Genomic DNA, 17694 nt, shown 5'->3' with positions numbered 1-17694 from the left:
CCCTGCCCATGCCCCTGGGGTAGTGCGCGGCCTTGCGGGGCGCCCCCCTCCGGTGGGATAGCGGGGCGACGCTTCCTTCCGGACCCCGGCAGACCCCATGAGCATCCACGTCGCCCTGACGCATCGCACGCGCTACGACTATGACCGGCTGGTGGGCCTCTCGCCCCAGCTGATCCGCCTGCGTCCGGCCCCGCATAGCCGCACGCCGATCCTCTCCTACGCGCTCAACATCTCGCCGAAGCCGCATTTCCTGAACTGGGTGCAGGACCCGCAGGGCAATTTCATCGCCCGCGTCGTCTTCCCCGAGCGCGTGCGCCATTTCGAGGTGACGGTCGATCTCGTTGCCGACATGGCGACGATCAACCCCTTCGACTTCTTCGTGGAACCCGAGGCCGAGGCCTTCCCCTTCGCCTATGATCCCGTGCTGGCGCAGGAACTCGCCCCCTTCCGCAAGCTCGAGGCGCCGGGCCCGCTGCTCGAGGCCTATCTGAAGGACATCCCGCGCAGCGCGCCCAACACGGTGAACTACCTGGTCGATCTGAACCAGAAACTCTCCACCGAGATCGGCTACATCGTGCGCATGGAGCCCGGCGTCTGGACGCCCGAGCAGGTGCTGGGCAACCGCAAGGGGTCGTGCCGCGACTCGGGCTGGCTGCTGGTGCAGATCCTGCGGCATCTGGGCTTCGCCGCGCGCTTCGTCTCGGGCTACCTCATCCAGCTGGTGCCCGATGTGAAGCCCGTGGAAGGCCCCGCCGGCCCGGCCAGCGACTTCACCGATCTGCACGCCTGGTGCGAAGTCTATGTGCCCGGCGCGGGCTGGATCGGGCTCGACCCCACCTCCGGCCTGCTGGCCGGCGAGGGGCATATCCCGCTCGCCGCCACCCCCGAGCCGGGTTCCGCCGCGCCCATCACCGGCGGCGTGGACAAGGCCGAGACCGAGTTCGGCTTCCACATGGAGGTGCGCCGCATCTCCGAGACGCCGCGCGTCACCAAGCCCTACACCGATGCTGCCTGGGCCAGGATCGACGCCATGGGCCAGGCCGTGGATGCGGTGCTGGAGGCCGCGGATGTGCGCCTGACCGTGGGCGGCGAGCCGACCTTCGTGGCCGAGACCGATCGCGACGCGCCCGAATGGAACACCGAGGCGCTCGGCCCCACCAAGCGGCGCTATGCCGGGCGGCTGCTGCGCCGGCTGCAGCCGCTCTGGGCGCCGGGCGCGGCGCTGACCTATGCGCAGGGCAAGTGGTATCCGGGCGAGCAATTGCCGCGCTGGGGCCTCTATTGCCACTGGCGCGCCGATGGCGAGCCGGTGTGGCAGGACCCCGCGCTGCTGGCCTCGGATGACGACACGGACAACGCCACCGCCAAGGATGCGGCGGAATTCGCGACCCTTCTGGCCGGCAAGCTTGGCGTCGATCCGAAGCTGCGCATGGCCGCGCATGAGGACGTCCATTACTACCTCTGGCGCGAGAAGAAGCTGCCCGCCAACGTCCTGGCCGAGGACTCGAAGCTGCGCGACCCGATGGAGCGCGCGCGCCTCGCCCGGCTCTTCGCCGGCGCCGGGCTTTCGGCCGAGGCGGGCTCCGTGCTGCCGCTGCGCCGGGGCGTGGCGGGGGGCGACAGGGTGTGGGAATCCGGCACCTGGTCGCTGCGCGAGGGCGAGTTGTTCCTCATCCCCGGCGACAGCCCGATCGGCTTCCGCCTGCCGCTCGATAGCCTGCCCTGGGCCAGCGACAAGGCGATCGACGCCGCGCCCGAGCCCGACCCCTTCGCGAAGCGCCCGGCCCTGCGCAGCCGCGCCGCCCTGCCCGAGGGCCATGGCCGCGTCGTCGAGCAGCCCACCCCGGTGCCGGGCCGTGAGGAGCCCGGCGTGGTCCGCACCGCGCTCTGCGTCGAGGCGCGCGGTGGGCTGCTGCATGTCTTCCTGCCGCCCCTGACCGAGGCGGGCGATTGGCTCGACCTCGTCGCCGCCATCGAGGCCACGGCGGCCGAGACCGGGCGCAAGGTGTTCCTCGAGGGCTATCTCGCGCCCTCCGATCCGCGGCTGCTGCATTTCTCCGTCACCCCCGATCCGGGCGTGATCGAGGTGAACATCCACCCCGCCACGGATTGGGCGGATCTCAGCACCCGCACCGCTCAGCTCTATGAGGAAGCGCGGCAGGTCGGCCTCGCCACCGAGAAGTTCATGCTCGATGGCCGCCATGTCGGCACGGGTGGTGGCAACCACATGGTGATGGGCGCGGCCGAGCCGGCCGACAGCCCCTTCCTGCGCCGGCCCGATCTGCTGAAGTCGCTCGTCGGCTTCTGGCACAACCACCCTTCGCTGAGCTTCCTGTTCAGCGGCATGTTCATCGGCCCCACCAGCCAGCATCCGCGCGTCGATGAGGCGCGCTCGGATGCGATGCATGAGCTCGAGACCGCCTTCGCGCAGGTGCCGCCGCGCGGGTCGTCCACGCCGCCCTGGATGACGGACCGCATCTTCCGCAACCTGCTGGTGGACATGACCGGCAACACCCACCGCACGGAGTTCTGCATCGACAAGATGTACGACCCGGGCAGTGCGTCAGGCCGGCGGGGCCTCGTCGAGTTCCGCGGCTTCGAGATGCCGCCGCACTGGCAGATGTCGCTGGCGCAGCAGCTGTTGCTGCGCAGCCTGCTCGCCGGTTTCTGGGAGCGGCCCTATGAGCGCCGGCTGATCCATTGGGGCACGCGGCTGCATGACGAGTTCATGCTCTCGCACTATGTCCGCCAGGATTTCCAGGACGTGCTGGAGGAACTTGGCGGGCTCGGCTTCAGGCTCGACCCCGCCTGGTTCGCGCCGCATTTCGAGTTCCGCTTCCCCAGGATCGGCGCCATCGCGCAGCGCGGCATCGAGCTTGAGCTGCGCCAGGCGCTCGAGCCCTGGCATGTGCTGGGCGAGGAAGCCACCGCGGGCGGCACCGCGCGCTACGTGGACAGCTCGGTGGAGCGGCTGCAGACGCGCGTCACCGGCTGGGCGCCCGAGCGCTACACCCTGGCGGTGAACGGCGTGGCCGTGCCCCTCGCCCCCACCGGGGTGGCGGGCGAATACGTCGCCGGCGTGCGCTTCAAGGCCTGGGACCCGCCCTCGGCGCTGCACCCGACCATCCGTGCCCAGGCGCCGCTGACCTTCGACATCTACGATTCCTGGTCGGGCCGGTCGCTGGGCGGGTGCACGCATCACGTCGCGCATCCGGGCGGGCGCAACTACCAGACCTTCCCGGTCAATGCGAATGAGGCCGAGGCCCGCCGCCGCACCCTGTTCAACGCCTTCGGCCACAGCACCGGCGCCATGGCGCCGCCGCGCGTGGTGGAAAGCCGCGCCACGCCCCGCACCCTCGATCTGCGCCGCGCGTGAGCGTCGAGGGGGGCGTCCAGGCCCCGCCACTGGATGAGATGGTGGATGGCGCGGGGCGGGTGCGCGGCCAGTGGCGGCCGCTGCTCGGCGCCTTCTCTTCGCTCGGCTACGCCGCGCTGGCCGAGCGCGCGCGCCGGCTGGACCGCGCCTTCGATGAGGAAGGCGTGGCCACGGTGCTCGCCGCCGAGGGCACCGGCGCGCCGGGCCGCGCGCGCCGGCCCTGGCGCTGCGACCCGGTGCCGCTGATCCTGAACGCCAGCGAATTCGCCAGCCTCGAATCCGGCCTCGCCCAGCGCGCCCGGCTGCTCGCCGCCATGGCCGAGGACCTCTACGGCCCGCAGACCCTGCTGCGCGAGGGCGTGCTGCCGGCGAGCCTCGCCTATGCCAACCCGCATTTCCTCCGGGCCTGCCGCGCCCCCGCGCCGCAGCCCTTTCCGCGCCTTGTGTTCTACGGCGCCGATCTGATCCGCGGCCCCGATGGGCGCTGGCATGTGCTGGCGGATCGCAGCGGGGGGGCAAATGGCGTGGGCTTCGCGGCCGAGAACCGCGCGCTGCTTGCCCGCGTGCTGCCCGAGGCCTTCCGCGCCGTGCAGATCCGCCCGCTGCGGCCCTTCTTCGACGCCTGGCTCGATGCCCTGCAGGCCCTGGCCCCGCCGGGCACCGACAACCCCCGCCTGGCGCTGCTGAGCCCCGGCGCGAAGCAGGAAACCTGGCTCGAGCACCTCTACCTCTCGCGCGAATTGGGGCTGGAACTCGTCGAGGCCGGCGACCTCACGGTGCGCGGCGGGGAGGTCTTCCTCAAGACGCTGCGCGGGCTGCGGCGCATCGATGTCATCCTCCGCCGCATCAAGGGCGAGGCCTGCGACCCGCTGGAATTCAACCCTGGCGCGGGCGTGCCCGGCCTGATGGCGGCGCTGCGCGAGGGCAGGGTGCGCATGGCGAATGCGCCCGGCTCCATGCTGGTCGAGGCGCCGGGCATGGCGCCCTACTTGGCCGATTGCGCGCGGCACCTGCTGAACGCGCCCCTCGAACTGCCGATGCTGGAGACGCTGTGGCTGGGCGATGCCGCGGCGCGCGAGCGTGTGCTGGCCGAGCCCGAGGGCTGGCGCCTGCGCTCCGCCTTCGATCCGGGCCTGGCGCCGCCGCTGGGCGCGCTGGAGGCGCTTTCCGGCCAGGCGCCCTGGCAATATGCCGCGACCCGCCCGCTTCAGCCCTCCGCCGCGCCCTGCCTGAAGGGCGAGCGGCTGGAACCCGGCGCGGTGGTGCTGCGCATGTTCCTGATCTGCGATGCGGCGGGCGATTGGCGCGCCATGCCGGGCGGCCTGGCCTTCGTCACCGAGCCGGAGGGGCCGATCGCCGCCCCGCCGACCCGGCGTGGCGCGGCCAAGGATGTCTGGGTGATGGCGGAGGACAGCACCGACATCCTCGGCCCCGCCGCGCCGCGCGTGGCGATGCTGCCGATCCGCCGCTCGGGGGCGGAACTGCCCTCACGCGTCGCGGACGACCTCTATTGGCTCGGCCGCTACCTCGAAAGGCTCGAGGCGGCGGCGCGGCTGACGCGCGCGATGCTCACCCGCCTGCTGCGCGGCGCCGCCCTGCCGCGCGAGGTGGCGGAGCTGCGCGCCCTGGCCCAGTGCCTCGCCGCCGCGGGGCTGATCAATGCCGAGACGGTGGCCGGCCAGATGGAGGGCAAGGCGCTGCCCGAGGCGCTGCAGGCCGCGGCCGCGCCGGGCGGGGCGCTGCTCGGCCTGCTCGAGGCGACGGAGCGCCCCCAGGCCGCGGTGCGCGACCGGCTGACGCATGACATGTGGGCCGCCTTCGCGCAGCTCAGCCAGGACGGGCGGGCGCAGCTGGCGGAGGGCGCGCAGCGCGCCGACGCGCTGGTCGATGCCGCCAGCGGCATCATCCGCGGCTGCACCGCGCTGGCGGGCATCGCGGCGGAGAACATGGTGCGCGGGGGCGCGTGGATGTTCCTCGACCTCGGGCGGCGGATCGAGCGCGCGGCGGCGACGGCGAGTTCGCTGGGCCATGCGCTGGACCAGCCGGCGCCGCGCATGGAGGCCGGGCTGCGCCTCGCCCTGGAATTGTGCGACTCGACGCTGACCTACCGCGCCCGCTACCTCGCCGCCGTGCAGCCGGGGCCGGTGCTGGACCTGGTGCTGGCGGACCCCGGCAATCCGCGCGCGCTGGCCTTCCAGCTCGACGCCGTCTCGCTGCGCCTGGCCGAGATCGGCGGCACGGATGACAGCCTCGCGGCGACCGCGGCCGGCCTCGCCGCGCGGCCGCAGGCGCTGGTGGATGAGGTGCTGCGCGCGCCCGACCGCGCCGTGGCCGCCGCCAGCCTGCCGGCCGCGCTTTTCGCGCTGGAGGCGGAGATCGCTGCCCTGTCCGACGCCGTCGCCCGGCGCTATGTCTCCCATGTTCGCCCGCACGCGCTGGGCGAGGAGGAGACGACAGAAGGGTGATGCCGACCAGAAGCGGACATCTCTGGCGGCCCGCAGGGCCGAGGCGCCGAATGGCGCCCGCCGGCACTCCGTCATGCGGAACGCATGCCTTCGGCATGACGAGCCAAGCCGCCGAAGGCGGCGCCCGGCGCCTGAGGGCACAGAAGCCATCTCAACGCGTCGCCGTAGGCGACCGTTGAGATGACCCGTTACGCGCTGCGGCATCGCACGGCCTATGCCTATGCCGCGCCGGTGGACCTTGCCGCCCATCTGCTGCATCTCACGCCGCGCCCGCTGCCCGGGCAGATCGTGCATCGCGCGGAGGTCACCTGCCTGCCCGCGCCCAGCCACCGCACGGAAGGGCAGGACCATTTCGGTAATGGCATGACGTGGCTGTTCCTCGATGCGCCGCACGCCGCCTTCGCCGTGACCCTGGAGGCCGAGGTGGACGTCGCCTTCGCGCCCCCGCCCGAGGCGCACCTCACCCCGCCCTGGGAGGCGGTGCGCGATGCGGCGCAGCGGCGCTCCGGCTGGGATGCGGTGGAATTCACCCTGCCCAGCCAGCACGCCGCCCCCGAGGCCAGTGCCGGCGCCTATGCGCGCGCGAGCTTCGCCCCCGGCCGGCCGGTGCTGGCGGGGCTGCGCGAGCTGACCAGCCGCATCAAGCGCGACTTCGCCTTCCGCCCGGGCGCGACCACGCTCTCCACCCCCGTGGCGCAGGTGATGGCGAACCGTGCGGGCGTCTGCCAGGATTTCGCCCATGCGATGATCGCGGGGCTGCGCGCCATGGGCCTGCCGGCGCGCTATGTCAGCGGCTATGTCCGCACCCGGCCGCCGCCGGGGCAGATCCGCCGCCAGGGCGCGGATGCCAGCCATGCCTGGGTGGGCTGCTGGCTCGGTCCCGAATTCGGCTGGGTGGATCTCGACCCGACCAATGATTTGGTCGTGGCGGATGAGCATGTGGTGCTGGGCTGGGGGCGGGACTACGCCGACATCAGCCCGGTGAAGGGCCTGCTGCTGGGCGGCGGGCGACAGGAACTGGAGGTTGCTGTGGATCTGGTGCCGGCATGACGATCACCTTCGCGAGCTACAACATCCAGTATGGCAAGGGCCAGGACCGGCGCTTCGACCTGGAACGCATCGCCGCCGAGATCGAGGCCGCGGACGTGATCGCGCTGCAGGAGGTCGCCTCCGGCTTCGTGCGCAACGATTTCGTGGACCAGGCCGAGTGGTTCGCGCGCCGGCTGAACCGCCATGCGGTGTTCGGCGCGACCTATGACGTGGATGCGAGCTTCACCGACGCCGCCGGGCGCGTGGTGAATCGCCGCCGGCGCTTCGGCAACATGGTGCTCTCCCGTTGGCCGATCCGCTCCACGCGCACCCTGCCGCTGCCCTTCTCACCGCCGATGCGCACGCGCGACGTGCAGCGCTGCGCAGTGGAAGCGGTGCTCGACCTGCCGGGCGGGCCGATCCGGCTCTATTCGCTGCACCTGTCGCACCTGACCCCCGATACGCGCATCCCGCAGGTGATGGCGCTGCGCGCGATGGTGGAGGCCGCCCCGCGCGAGGGCATGGCCTGGACCGACTCGCATGATGCGGACCCCGACAATTGGGCCGAGGGCTGGGCCGCACCGGCGCCGCCCGAGCCCTGCATCCTGATGGGCGATTTCAACCTGCGCCCGGACGGGCCGGAATATCCGCTGCTGGCGGGCCTGCATTACGAATCCCACGGCCGCGTGCCGGTGCGCGGGCAGTTCGTGGATGCCTGGGTGGCCGCGGGCCACAAGGAGGCCAGCGGCTGGACCCTGGCCGAATGGGCGGGGCAGGAGGGGGCGCGCATCGACTACGCCTTCCTCCATCCCATGCTGGCGGGCAAGCTGCGCCGCGCCTGGGTGGACACAAAGGCGCAGGGCAGCGACCACCTGCCTATCTGGATCGAGATGGACCTCGGTTGAGGCCTACTCCACCACGATGTTCTGCGCGCGGGCGAGTTCCTGGAAGGTCGCCAATTCGCGCACCATGAAGGCGCGGAAGGCTTCGGGCGTGGTCTGCTGCGGCATCTCCAGCGATTGCTGGCGGAAGCGCGTGGCGGTCTCGGCGCTGCGCAGGAACGCCTGCGTCTCGGTAGCCAGGCGCGCGAGGATCGGTGCGGGCGTGCCGGCCGGCGCCGCAAGCCCGTGCCAGGAGGCCAGTTCCGCCCCCGGATAGGTCTCGTTCAGCGCGGGCAGATCGGGGAATTCGGGCATGCGCACCGGCGCGGTGGTGGCCAGCGCGCGGATGCGTCCCTCGGCGATCAGCGCCTTGGTGGTCGCCGCGACATCGAGGGAAACCTCGATCGTGCCGGCCAGCAGCGCCTGCAGCAGCGGCCCGCCGCCGGCGAAGGGCACATGGGTCATGCGGATGCCCGCCTTCGCCATGAAGAGTTCCATGCCCAGATGCAGGGAGGACCCGACGCCGGAGGAGCCGAAATTGATCGCCTCCGGCCGTGCCCTGGCCGCCGCCACGAGATCCGCGACCGTGCGCACATTGGGCAGCTTCTGCGGGTTGATGAGCAGCAGCGCCGGCGTGACCGCCAGGTTCGAGATCGGGGCGAAGTCCTCGACCGGGCGGAAGGGCAGGGGCTGGCGCCGCACCGCCGGCACGATGGCGTTGGCGGCGATGTTGATCATGCCGATCGTGTAGCCATCGGGCGCCGATTTCGCCAATGCATCGACGCCGATGGTGCTGCCCGCGCCGCCGCGATTCTCCACCACCACGCCGCGCCCGAGCGCACCCTGCAGATGCGCCGCCACCATGCGGCCCACGAGGTCGGCCGCGCCGCCGGGCGGGAAGGGGATGATGAAGCGGATGGGGCGGCTCGGCCAGGCTTCCTGGGCGCTGGCGCCGCCGGCGAAGGCGAGGCCGGCCGCAAGGCCCCCAAGGGTACGACGTGTGAACATGCTCTTCCTCCCGCGGCTTGCCTGCCGGTGTTTCCGCTCGCAGCATGGGGAGTATCGCCGGCCAGGGTCAATCAGGCTTGGTCAATCGCCGGCAGCGGGAGAGAGAAGATGGCGCTGAAGGGCGTGTTTCCGGTTCTGCCAACCCCCTTCACGCCGGAGGGGGCGGTGGATGCCCAGGCCTTCCGCCGCCTGATCGATTTCGCGGTGGAAGCGGGCGTCGATGGCGTGGTCTTCCCCGGCATGGCGAGCGAGGTGGAGACCCTCTCCGCCGAGGAACGGGGCGCGATGGTGGCCGCGCTCGGCGTGCATCTCGCGGGGCGGCTGCCCTTCATCGTCGGCGCCTCCCACGCCGATCCGGCGCAGAGCGCGGCCCGGGCGCGGGAGGGCATGGCGGCGGGCGCGGTCTGCGCGATGATCATGGCCCCGCCCCAGGCCGGGGCCGATGTGGCGAAGCAGATCGCCTTCTTCGCCGCGGTGGCCGAGGCCGCGCCGGGGCTGGTGATCATGCTGCAGAACGCGCCCGCGCCGAATGGCGCCGCCCTCTCGCCCGAGGCGGTGGCGGCGGTGGCCGCCGGCGTGCCGGCGATCCGCTACGTGAAGGAGGAGACGCTGCCCTGCGGCCAGCATGTGTCGCGCATCCTCGTCGCGGCCGATGGCAGGCTCGATGGCGTGATGGGCGGCGCCGGGGCGCGCTTCGTGCTCGACGAATTGGCACGCGGTGCGAACGGCACCATGCCCGCGCTGGAGATCGCCGATGTCCATGCCGCGCTCTGGCGCGCCTGGCTTGCGGGCGACAAGGCCGAGGCGCGGCGGCTCTACACGCTGACGCTGCCGCTGCTGCTCTTCCAGATGAACTTCCGCGTCCGCGCGACGAAGGAGGTGCTGAAGCGTCGCGGCCTGCTGGTGCATACCGGCGCGCGCGCCGCGGGGCCGAAATTCGATGCGGGCGACCTCGTGGAGATCGGCGAACTCATCGCCACGGCGGCACCGACCCTGACGATTCATCCCGTCCGATGACCGACCGTATCGAGTCCGTCACCGCGCACATCGTCACCCTGCCGCGTGACGTGCCCTATCTTGGCCCGCTGCGCGCGGGCGAGCAGGTGAACCGGCGGGGCTACATCGTCCGCGCGGGCAACCGCACGCTCTACCCGACCGTCGATCGCTCCGTCGTTCTGCGCGTCGTCACCGAGCAGGGCCTCGTCGGCTGGGGCGAGACCTATGGCATCGTGGCGCCCGAGGCCGTGCGCGCCATCGTGGAGGATGTGATCGCGCCCGTGCTGGAAGGCCGCGACCCCTCCGCGCCCGCCGTGATCCATGAGGATCTCTACGACCTCATGCGCGTGCGCGGCTATTTCGGCGGCTTCTTCCTCGATGCGCTGGCGGCGGTGGACATCGCCCTGTGGGACCTGCTGGGGCGGCGGCTCGGCGTGCCGATCTCGACCCTGCTCGGCGGGCGGCGGCACCAGACCATCCCGGCCTATGTCAGCGGCCTGCCGCGCGCGACGCTGGAAGAGCGCGTGGCCTTCGCCCGCGAGTGGCAGGCGCGCGGCTTCGCGGGCTTCAAATTCGCCGCCGTCGTCGCCGATGCCGGCCCGGAGGCCGAGATCGCCGCCCTGCGCGAAGGGCTCGGCGCCGGCGCGCGGATCATGGCGGATTTGCACTGGAAATACACCGCCGCCGAGGCGATCCGCCTGATCCGCACGCTCGAACCCCACGGCCTCGCCTTCGCGGAAGCGCCTTGCGCGCCGGAGGACATCGCGGGCGTGGCCGCCGTCGCGCGCGGCGTGGGCGTGCCCATCGCGCTGGGCGAGGAGCTGCGCACCGTCTTCGAATGGCAGCCGCGCTTCGAGGCCCGCTGCATGGGCATCGGCCAGCCCGAGATGGGCCGCACCGGCATCACCGAATTCGCCCGCATCGGCGCGCTCTGCCATGCGAACCACATCGAGGTGATGCCGCATGCCACGATCGGCGTCGGCCTGTTCATGGCGGCGAGCCTGCAGGCCTCGAGCGCCCTGCAGAAACTGCCCTGCCACGAATACCAGCACAGCATCTTCGACCCGAATCTGCACCTGACGCGGCCGACCGGCACGCGCCACATGGCCTGCGCGGCTGGCGCCTATACCCTGCCCGATGGCCCGGGGCTCGGCATCGAGCCGAGTGACGCGATGTTAACCCTGATCGGCGCGTAACCCCCCGCGCCCTGGCGGCGAAGCATCGGGCGGACCCGATGCAAGGACCCCCGCCATGGCCGACGCCCTCTCCCGCACCGATCGCCTCCTGCGCCTGCTGGCCTGGCCGGCGGCGATCTGGATCGCCTACGAACTGACCTGGTACCAGCAGTTCAAGCTCACGGGGAATGAGGGCTCGGTCTACCTCTTCACCATCCTCTCCGACTGGCTCGGCACGCCGGGCGGGGAGAAGCCCTTCCGCCTCTTCGTCGCCATCCTCGAGATCTTCTGCGCCGTCTTCGTGCTGATCCCGCGCACGCGCATGATCGGCGCCGCGCTGTCCTTCGGCACGATGGGGGGCGCGATCTTCTTCCACACCGTCAGCCCGCTCGGCATCGACCCCTACGGCGATGGCGGCGTGCTGTTCAAGGAAGCGGTCTTCACCTTCTTCTGCGCCGGCTTCATTCTCTACGCGCATCGCGCCGAGGCCTTCGCCCTGGTCGAGAAGCTGCGCGCCCGCTTCCTGCCGGCCGCAGCCTGATGCGCGCGACGGTCCCCGCCCGCCCGCCGCGCGACCTGCGGCTGGATGTGCTGCGCGGCTGGATGCAGGTCTCGATCTTCGTCAGCCACGCCTTCGGCACCGCCTTCGCCTGGGGCATCCATGCCGCCTGGGGGACCTCCGACAGTTCCGAGCAGTTCGTGCTGCTCTCGGGCCTGGTGCTGGGCTCGGTCTTCTCGTTGAAGCGCGCACGGGATGGCTTCGGCCGCGCCGTGCGCGACCTCCATGGTCGTGCGAAGCGGCTGTGGGTGACGCATCTGGTCGTCTTCTTCGCCTTCGCCGCCATGGTCTTCGGCGCCGAGATCTTCACGCCGCTCGAAGGCGTGGTCGGGGCCCATGGCTGGACCTGGCTTGCGGATGCGCCCTGGTTCGCCATCCCCGGCGCGGCGGTGGGGCTCTACCAGCCCGACTTCATGGGCGTGCTGCCGATCTTCATCTGGTGCATGCTGGTGCTGCCCGGCTTCGTCTGGCTGCTGGAGCGCTTCGGCGCCAAGGCGCTGGTCCTGCCCTGGGCGCTTTATGCCGCGACCCAGGCCTTCGGGCTGATGCCGCCCGGCCTCGGCGGGCGCTGGATCGCCTTCGATCCCTTCGCCTGGCAGGTGCTGTTCATGACCGGCGCCTGGCTCGGCTGGCGCGCGCTGCATGGCGCCGCGCCGCTGCCGCGGCCTTCCTGGCTGGTGTCGATGGCGGTGGCGGTGGTGCTGGTGGGGCTGTGGGTGAAGCTCGGCCAGCACGGCTTCGTGCCGGTGTCGCAGGAGTGGGTGCTGGCGCTGACGGCGAAGGATACGCTCGCACCGCTGCGCCTCGCCCATGCGCTGGCGCTGGCCTGGCTGGTTTCGATGCTGATCCCGCGCGAGGCGCCGTGGATGCACACGGCCTTCCCGCAGGCGATGGCGGCGATCGGGCGCAACAGCCTGCAGGTCTTCTGCCTCGGGCTGTTCCTCTCCTGGATCGCGGCCGGGCTGTTCAGCCTGTTCCCGGCGCAGCGGATCGCGCTCGATCTCACGCTGATCCCGGCCGGCATCCTGCTGCTGATCGCCTTCGCCCGCTGGCGCGAGGGTGCGCGCCCCCGCGCCGCCGCCGGCTACAGCGTGGCGACCGCGCGCTCCCAATAGCCGAGGTCGAGGTAGCGCGTGGCGGCGGGCGGCGTGCCGCCCCAGCTGCCCAGTACCTCGGCGCGGATCTTCAGCACATTCTCGAAGCCGCGCAGGTCGAAGCGCGCATCGGTGGCCGAGCCGGTGTTGGGCGCGGTGAGCAGCGCGAGGTTGCGCTCGGCCAGCGCCGGCGTCAGGCGCAGGCGCTCCGACAGCAGCCCGACCACCGCGGGTTTGTTGGCGGGGGCGAGCATCCAGCGCACGCCCTCGACATAGGCGGCGAGGTAGCGCGTGACGATCTCGGGGTTCTGGCGCGACCACTCGCGCATCGCCCAGCCGGCATTGCCCAGATAGGGGCCGACCACATCGGTCACGTCCGCGAGCTTGCGCAGGCCACGATCCTGCGCCTGCAGGCTGAAGGGCGGGTTCAGCATCGAGCCATGCGCGGTGGGGTCGTTGAACATCAGCTCATAGCGCGCGAAGGTGCCGCCCGTGGGGCGGATGGTGTAGCTGCCGCGCGGCAGGCCATTCATGTCGAGCATCTTGTAGGCGACCAGCGCATAGGCCGTGTTCGGCGCATCGACGATCAGCGTCTTGCCGCGCATATCCGCCCAGCCCGTGATCTCGGGCTTCACGAAGAAGGCGTTGAAGGCGCTGTCGCCGCCATGGAGGATGCCGATGTCGTGCCCGGCCTCGTTCATCGCCACCGCATTGTCCACGCCGGCGACGACCAACTGGTGATCGCCGCGCGCGAGGCCGTTGCGCAGCACGTCGGAATTGGGCGTGTTCTCGATCTCGATGATGAGCCCGCGGCGCGCGAAGGCGCCGGTATGCTGCGCCGAGAAGAGCGGCAGGTTGGCGAGGCCCGGGAAGACCTTCACCTTCAGCGTCGTGGTCTGCGCCCGAACGAGCCCCGGCGCGGCGAGGGTGGCGGCGGTGGCGCCGAGGATCGCGCGGCGCGTCATGCTGGTCATGGAATGTCTCCCCCAATCGATTGCACGCAGCATGACCCAAGGCTTGCCGGCGTGGCAAGCGCCTCTCAGAGCGGCTCGGCGGGGTCGAAGATCTCGCCCGTGGTGCCGTCCGTCAGCCCCAGATCGGTGAGGTGCGGGCCCTGGTTGCAGGCCAGCGAGATGCCGGTGATGCCGCGGAAGACGCGGTAGGGTGGCTGCCAGTCGCAGACCTGGTCGGCCGCCGCGCGGAGTGCCGCGAAGGCCTCGGCGGTGGCCCAGGGCGGCGTGGTGGCGAGCAGCCCGGCGATGGGCAGCGCCAGCAGCGCCGTCACGGCGCCGCCCTGCGCGACGGCCATGCCGCCGCCCGCCGCGATCAGCGCATTCGCCGCCGTCGCCATGTCGGCCTCGTTGCTGCCGAGCACGAGCAGATTGTGGCTGTCATGCGCGATGGTGGTGGCGATGGCGCCGCGCAACGCGCCCCAGCCATCCGTCAGACAGGTCTGTGGCAGGGGGGGCGCCTTGCCGTGGCGATGCGTCACGCTCAGCAGCGCGTGACCGGGTGGCGGCAGGGCGTAGCCGTCCCGCACCTCGACCTCGATCTCGCCCCAGCGGGGAAAGCGGTTGCCGATGATCTTGCGCAGCCGCGCCCTGCCGTGGGTGACGCCCGCCACGCGCAGTCGGAAGGCGGATTCCGGCTGCGGCGGCAGATGCATGGAGGAGGGCAGGGCGGCCTGGTCGCGCCTCGGCGGGCGCAGCAGCTTGCCCTCGCGCGCCACCAGCGCGCCATCCACCACCACGCGCTCGACCTTCACGCCGGTGAGGTCCGACAGCACCACGATATCGGCGCGGCGCCCCGGCGCGACCAGACCTAGATCGTCGCGCTTGAGCCGCATCGCCGCATGCAGGGTGACGAGGCGGATCGCGCTGATCGGCGAGAGGCCGCGCGCGATGACCCGGGCGATGGTGTCACGCAGCCCGCCCTTGGCGACGAGTTCGTCGGGGAAGACGTCATCGGTGCAGAGCACCAAATTGGGCGGCAGCAGCGGCAGGGTGGCGAGTGCTGCGATGGCGCCGGGCAGCACCTGGTCATGGCTGCCACGCAACTCCACGGTCAGGCCCGCGCGCAGCTTCTGCAGGAAGTCCTCGGCGGCGGTGATCTCGTGGTCGGAGGTCACGCCGGCGGTGGCATAGGCCTGCAACTCGGCGTCGATCAGGCCGCGCGCATGGCCGTTCACGTTCTTGCCGCTGGCGAGGCCGGCGCCGACGATGCCGGACATATGCGCCGTGCCGCGCAGCACGCCGGGCATGTCCATCACCTCGGCCACGCCGACCACCTCGGGCCAGGACAGCATCTCGGCCATCTCGGCCGCCTGGATCTCGGCCCCGGCGCGCTCCAGCCCCGGTGCGGAGGGCACGCAGGAGGGGGCGGCGATCAGGCTGCGCAGCGGCAGGCCGCGCGACGCCTCGATCGCCCAGCGCACGCCCTCCAGCCCGAGCACATTCGCCAGCTCATGCGGGTCCCACACGCAGGTCGTGGTGCCGGCGGGCACGACGATGGCGGCGTAGTCGGCCGGCGCCATCAGGCTGCTTTCGTAGTGCAGATGGCTGTCGATGAAGCCGGGGGTGAGGAAGCGGCCCGTGACATCCTCGAGGACATCCGCATCCTCGCGCGTGCCGGGTGGATGCACCGAGGCTATCAGCGGCCCGACGATGCCGATATCGGCCGCGCGCAACTCGCCCGTCGCAACATCCACCACCGTGCCGCCGGTCAGCAGCAGGTCGAAGCGCGCCGAGCCCCGCGCCGCCTGGACGGCGCGGGCGCGAACCGCCGCTTCAACCTGTTGGTTCATCGCGCAGCGCGCCCCGCCGAGGTCGCGAGCGTCATCTCATCCGTCCGCGCCTCGAAGGTGAAGCCGCGGCGCATCGCCCAGGTGTTCACCTGGAAGTAGAGCGGGATCAGCGCGGTCTGGTCCACCAGCGCCATGCGCGTGGCCTGCTGCGTCAGGGCGCGGCGCTGTTCGTCGTCGATGGTGGTGCGCGCGCGCTGGATGATCGCGTCGATCTCCGCATTGCTGAAGCGGCCGCGATTGGCGGTGCCGAGGCCGAGCGTGGTGTTCCAGCTATGGATCTGCGTCTCGAGCATGCCCAGCAATTCCGGGTTGGGCGAGAAGCCGGCGAGGTTGATGGAGTAGCGCAGCTGCGCCGCCTCGCTCAGCCACACCGCGCGGGTGCGCGTCTCGACATTGATGGCGAGGCCGAGCCGCGTCCACATCTGCGCGATGGCCTGCACCACCTGCTCGTCATTCACGAAGCGGTCGTTCGGCCCGTTGAGCTGGGCGGCGAAGCCCTGCGCCCAGCCGGCCTCGGCCAGCAGGCGGCGCGCCTGGTCGAGGTCGAAGGGCGGGGGCGTCATGTCGGGCGAGGTGCCGAAATAGCCGGGTGGGCCGAGATCGCCCGCCGCCAGCGCCTGGCCCTGCAGCACGCGGCTGACCAGCGCCTCGCGGTTGATGGCGAGCGAGAGCGCGCGCCGCACGCGCGGGTCGCGCAGCGGGTTGCTGATGCGCGCGCCATCCTTGCCGCGGATATGCGGACTGTCCTCACGATCCGAGTCGAGGGTGAGGAAGATCAGGCGGTTCGAGGGGCTCTCCGCCACGCTGTAGCGCGCGCTCTCGGCGCGGAAGCGGGCGAAATGGTCGGGGGGCACGATCTCGATCAGATCGACATCGCCCGCCTGCAGGGCCGCGACGCGCGCGCCGGCATTGACGATGGGGCGGAATTCGACGCGGGCGAAGGCCGGCGCCGCGCCGTGGAAGGCCGGGTTGCGCTCCATCACCACCGGGCTGCCGGGCTGCCAGCTGACATGTCGGAAGGGCCCGGTGCCGATCATCGCGCGGCCCGAATTGTAGTCCGTGGTCGCCGCCCCCTCGCCATGCTTCTTCGAGACGATCATGACCAGGGCGAGGAAGTTGGGCAGCAGCGGCGTGGGCTGGGTGGTGCGGATGCGCAGCGTCGTCGCATCCACCGCCTCCACCGCCGCGATCGGGCGCGTGGCGTAGCGGAAGGATGAGGGCGAGTTCGGCACGTCGCCGGCGCGGCTGATGGTGAAGGCCACATCCTCCACCGTCACCGGCGCGCCGTCATGGAAGCGCGCGCGCGGGTCGAGCTTCACCTCCCAGGTCAGCGGGTCGATGGCGCGCATCGAGGTGGCGATGGCCGGGCGCAGATCCTGCTTGTGGTCCTGCTCCATCAGCGGCTGGAAGACGTGGCGGCTGAAGGCGATGTTGGTGATCAGGCTGGCGAAATGCGGATCGAGCGAGGTCGGGCCCGCCTCCACGCCGATGCGGATGTTCTCCTGCGCCAGCGCCGGCGTGGCGAGGAGTGCGGCACCCAGAAGCGCAGCGCGGAAGGGACGGATCATGCGGCAAGGTCCTTGGTCAGAAGCGGGCAGAGCGAGAGTGGCGCGCTGGCCGGATCGGGCAGCCAGCCCTCCGGCGAGGGCCTGAAGAGCGGCGTGGCGAAGGCGGCGCGGAGCGGTAGCGGGGCGGGCCAGCCCGCCTGCCAGCGATCGCCCTGCGCCATCGCCACCACCATCGCCACCGGCGAGACGCCCGCGGCGCGCAGCAGCGCGAGGCCGGCGAGCGCCGAGGCTCCGGTCGAGATCACGTCATCCACCAGCAGCACGCGCTTGCCGGCCAGGCGTGGCAGCAGGCGCGGGTCGAGCCAGAGCCGGCGCTCCAGCGGCGAGGTGATGGAGTGCATGGGCACGCTCAGCGCTTCCTCATACCAGCGCTTGCGCGACCAGCCCGGCGCCACCCAGTTCGCGTGCCCCAGCGCCTCCGCCACCAGGGGCGCGAAGACCTGGCCGAGGCTCGGCAGCCCCACCACCACCTCGGCGCCGAAGGGGCGCGCCACCTCGGTCATCCACCCCGCGAGCCGGCGCACGACAGCGAAGCTCGCCTGGTTGGCGATGAGCCCCGCCACGGCGAAGCTGCCGAAATCGCGCAACGGGAGGTCAAGGCGCAACCCCTCCGGCAGCGTCGCGGGGTAGGTGTCGCGATACGGGCCCGTGGCGGGAGCAGACGCGCCGAATTGCTGCCAGAAGGCCATGGTGATCCGTTGGGCAATGCCCGGTGAGCGTGCCATGCTGCACCCGCTGCC

The 17694-nt window shown here is 71.8% G+C and carries 13 protein-coding genes; 8 read left to right on the top strand and 5 right to left on the bottom strand.

Going from position 1 to position 17694, the window contains the following annotated elements; all coding sequences use genetic code 11:
* The first annotated feature begins 97 nt into the window (after positions 1-97).
* The 4 genes from AC2D9U_RS05345 to AC2D9U_RS05330 all read left to right on the top strand — a co-directional run bounded on the left by AC2D9U_RS05345 (position 98) and on the right by AC2D9U_RS05330 (position 7775).
* Positions 98-3376, top strand: a complete 3279-nt coding sequence (locus AC2D9U_RS05345) for a transglutaminase family protein (RefSeq protein ID WP_484747100.1) — start codon at positions 98-100, stop codon at positions 3374-3376.
* Positions 3373-5841 carry a circularly permuted type 2 ATP-grasp protein gene (locus tag AC2D9U_RS05340; RefSeq protein ID WP_484747099.1) on the top strand — a complete coding sequence of 823 codons (2469 nt, stop codon included), beginning with the start codon at positions 3373-3375 and terminating at the stop codon, positions 5839-5841. Before AC2D9U_RS05345 ends, AC2D9U_RS05340 begins: the two co-directional genes overlap by 4 nt.
* Positions 5842-6021: 180 nt before the next feature.
* Positions 6022-6891, top strand: coding sequence for a transglutaminase family protein (locus AC2D9U_RS05335; protein WP_484747098.1), 870 nt, complete (start codon positions 6022-6024; stop codon positions 6889-6891).
* The gene (locus tag AC2D9U_RS05330; protein ID WP_484747097.1) at positions 6888-7775 is read left to right on the top strand and encodes an endonuclease/exonuclease/phosphatase family protein; all 888 of its coding nucleotides are present in this window, start codon (positions 6888-6890) and stop codon (positions 7773-7775) included. Before AC2D9U_RS05335 ends, AC2D9U_RS05330 begins: the two co-directional genes overlap by 4 nt.
* A 3-nt stretch (positions 7776-7778) precedes the next feature.
* Here the strand turns inward: AC2D9U_RS05330 and AC2D9U_RS05325 are convergent, their stop codons facing one another.
* Positions 7779-8759, bottom strand: a complete 981-nt coding sequence (locus AC2D9U_RS05325; protein ID WP_484747095.1) for a Bug family tripartite tricarboxylate transporter substrate binding protein — start codon at positions 8757-8759, stop codon at positions 7779-7781.
* A 108-nt stretch (positions 8760-8867) separates the two neighbouring features.
* Between AC2D9U_RS05325 and AC2D9U_RS05320 the strand changes: the two genes are divergently transcribed.
* The 4 genes from AC2D9U_RS05320 to AC2D9U_RS05305 are packed head-to-tail and all read left to right on the top strand — an operon-like array spanning position 8868 to position 12604.
* The gene (locus AC2D9U_RS05320) at positions 8868-9776 is read left to right on the top strand and encodes a dihydrodipicolinate synthase family protein (RefSeq protein ID WP_484747094.1); all 909 of its coding nucleotides are present in this window, start codon (positions 8868-8870) and stop codon (positions 9774-9776) included.
* On the top strand, positions 9773-10951 hold the full coding sequence (locus AC2D9U_RS05315) for a mandelate racemase/muconate lactonizing enzyme family protein (RefSeq protein WP_484747093.1): 1179 nt from the start codon (positions 9773-9775) through the stop codon (positions 10949-10951). Before AC2D9U_RS05320 ends, AC2D9U_RS05315 begins: the two co-directional genes overlap by 4 nt.
* 55 nt (positions 10952-11006) lie before the next feature.
* A complete protein-coding gene (locus AC2D9U_RS05310; protein WP_484747091.1) occupies positions 11007-11471 on the top strand; it encodes a hypothetical protein in 465 nt (154 codons plus the stop codon).
* On the top strand, positions 11471-12604 hold the full coding sequence (locus AC2D9U_RS05305) for an OpgC family protein (protein WP_484747090.1): 1134 nt from the start codon (positions 11471-11473) through the stop codon (positions 12602-12604). The genes AC2D9U_RS05310 and AC2D9U_RS05305 overlap by 1 nt, the downstream gene beginning before the upstream one ends.
* Here AC2D9U_RS05305 and AC2D9U_RS05300 read toward each other — a convergent pair.
* From AC2D9U_RS05300 to AC2D9U_RS05285, 4 genes are all read right to left on the bottom strand, one after another.
* Positions 12574-13557: an ABC transporter substrate-binding protein gene (locus AC2D9U_RS05300; RefSeq protein ID WP_484747089.1), complete on the bottom strand. Its 984-nt coding sequence runs from the start codon at positions 13555-13557 to the stop codon at positions 12574-12576. The two genes, AC2D9U_RS05305 and AC2D9U_RS05300, sit on opposite strands and share 31 nt — an antisense overlap.
* A gap of 65 nt (positions 13558-13622) precedes the next feature.
* Positions 13623-15386, bottom strand: a complete 1764-nt coding sequence (locus AC2D9U_RS05295) for an adenine deaminase (protein WP_484747087.1) — start codon at positions 15384-15386, stop codon at positions 13623-13625.
* A complete protein-coding gene (locus tag AC2D9U_RS05290) occupies positions 15383-16954 on the bottom strand; it encodes an ABC transporter substrate-binding protein (RefSeq protein ID WP_484747086.1) in 1572 nt (523 codons plus the stop codon). The genes AC2D9U_RS05295 and AC2D9U_RS05290 overlap by 4 nt, the downstream gene beginning before the upstream one ends.
* On the bottom strand, positions 16951-17679 hold the full coding sequence (locus AC2D9U_RS05285; protein WP_484747084.1) for a phosphoribosyltransferase: 729 nt from the start codon (positions 17677-17679) through the stop codon (positions 16951-16953). The genes AC2D9U_RS05290 and AC2D9U_RS05285 overlap by 4 nt, the downstream gene beginning before the upstream one ends.
* Positions 17680-17694: the final 15 nt, after the last annotated feature.

Source organism: Roseomonas sp. TF40 (assembly GCF_057219975.1).
The sequence above is the reverse complement of the archived record's forward strand: the minus strand, read 5'-3'. Positions and strand labels throughout refer to the sequence as shown.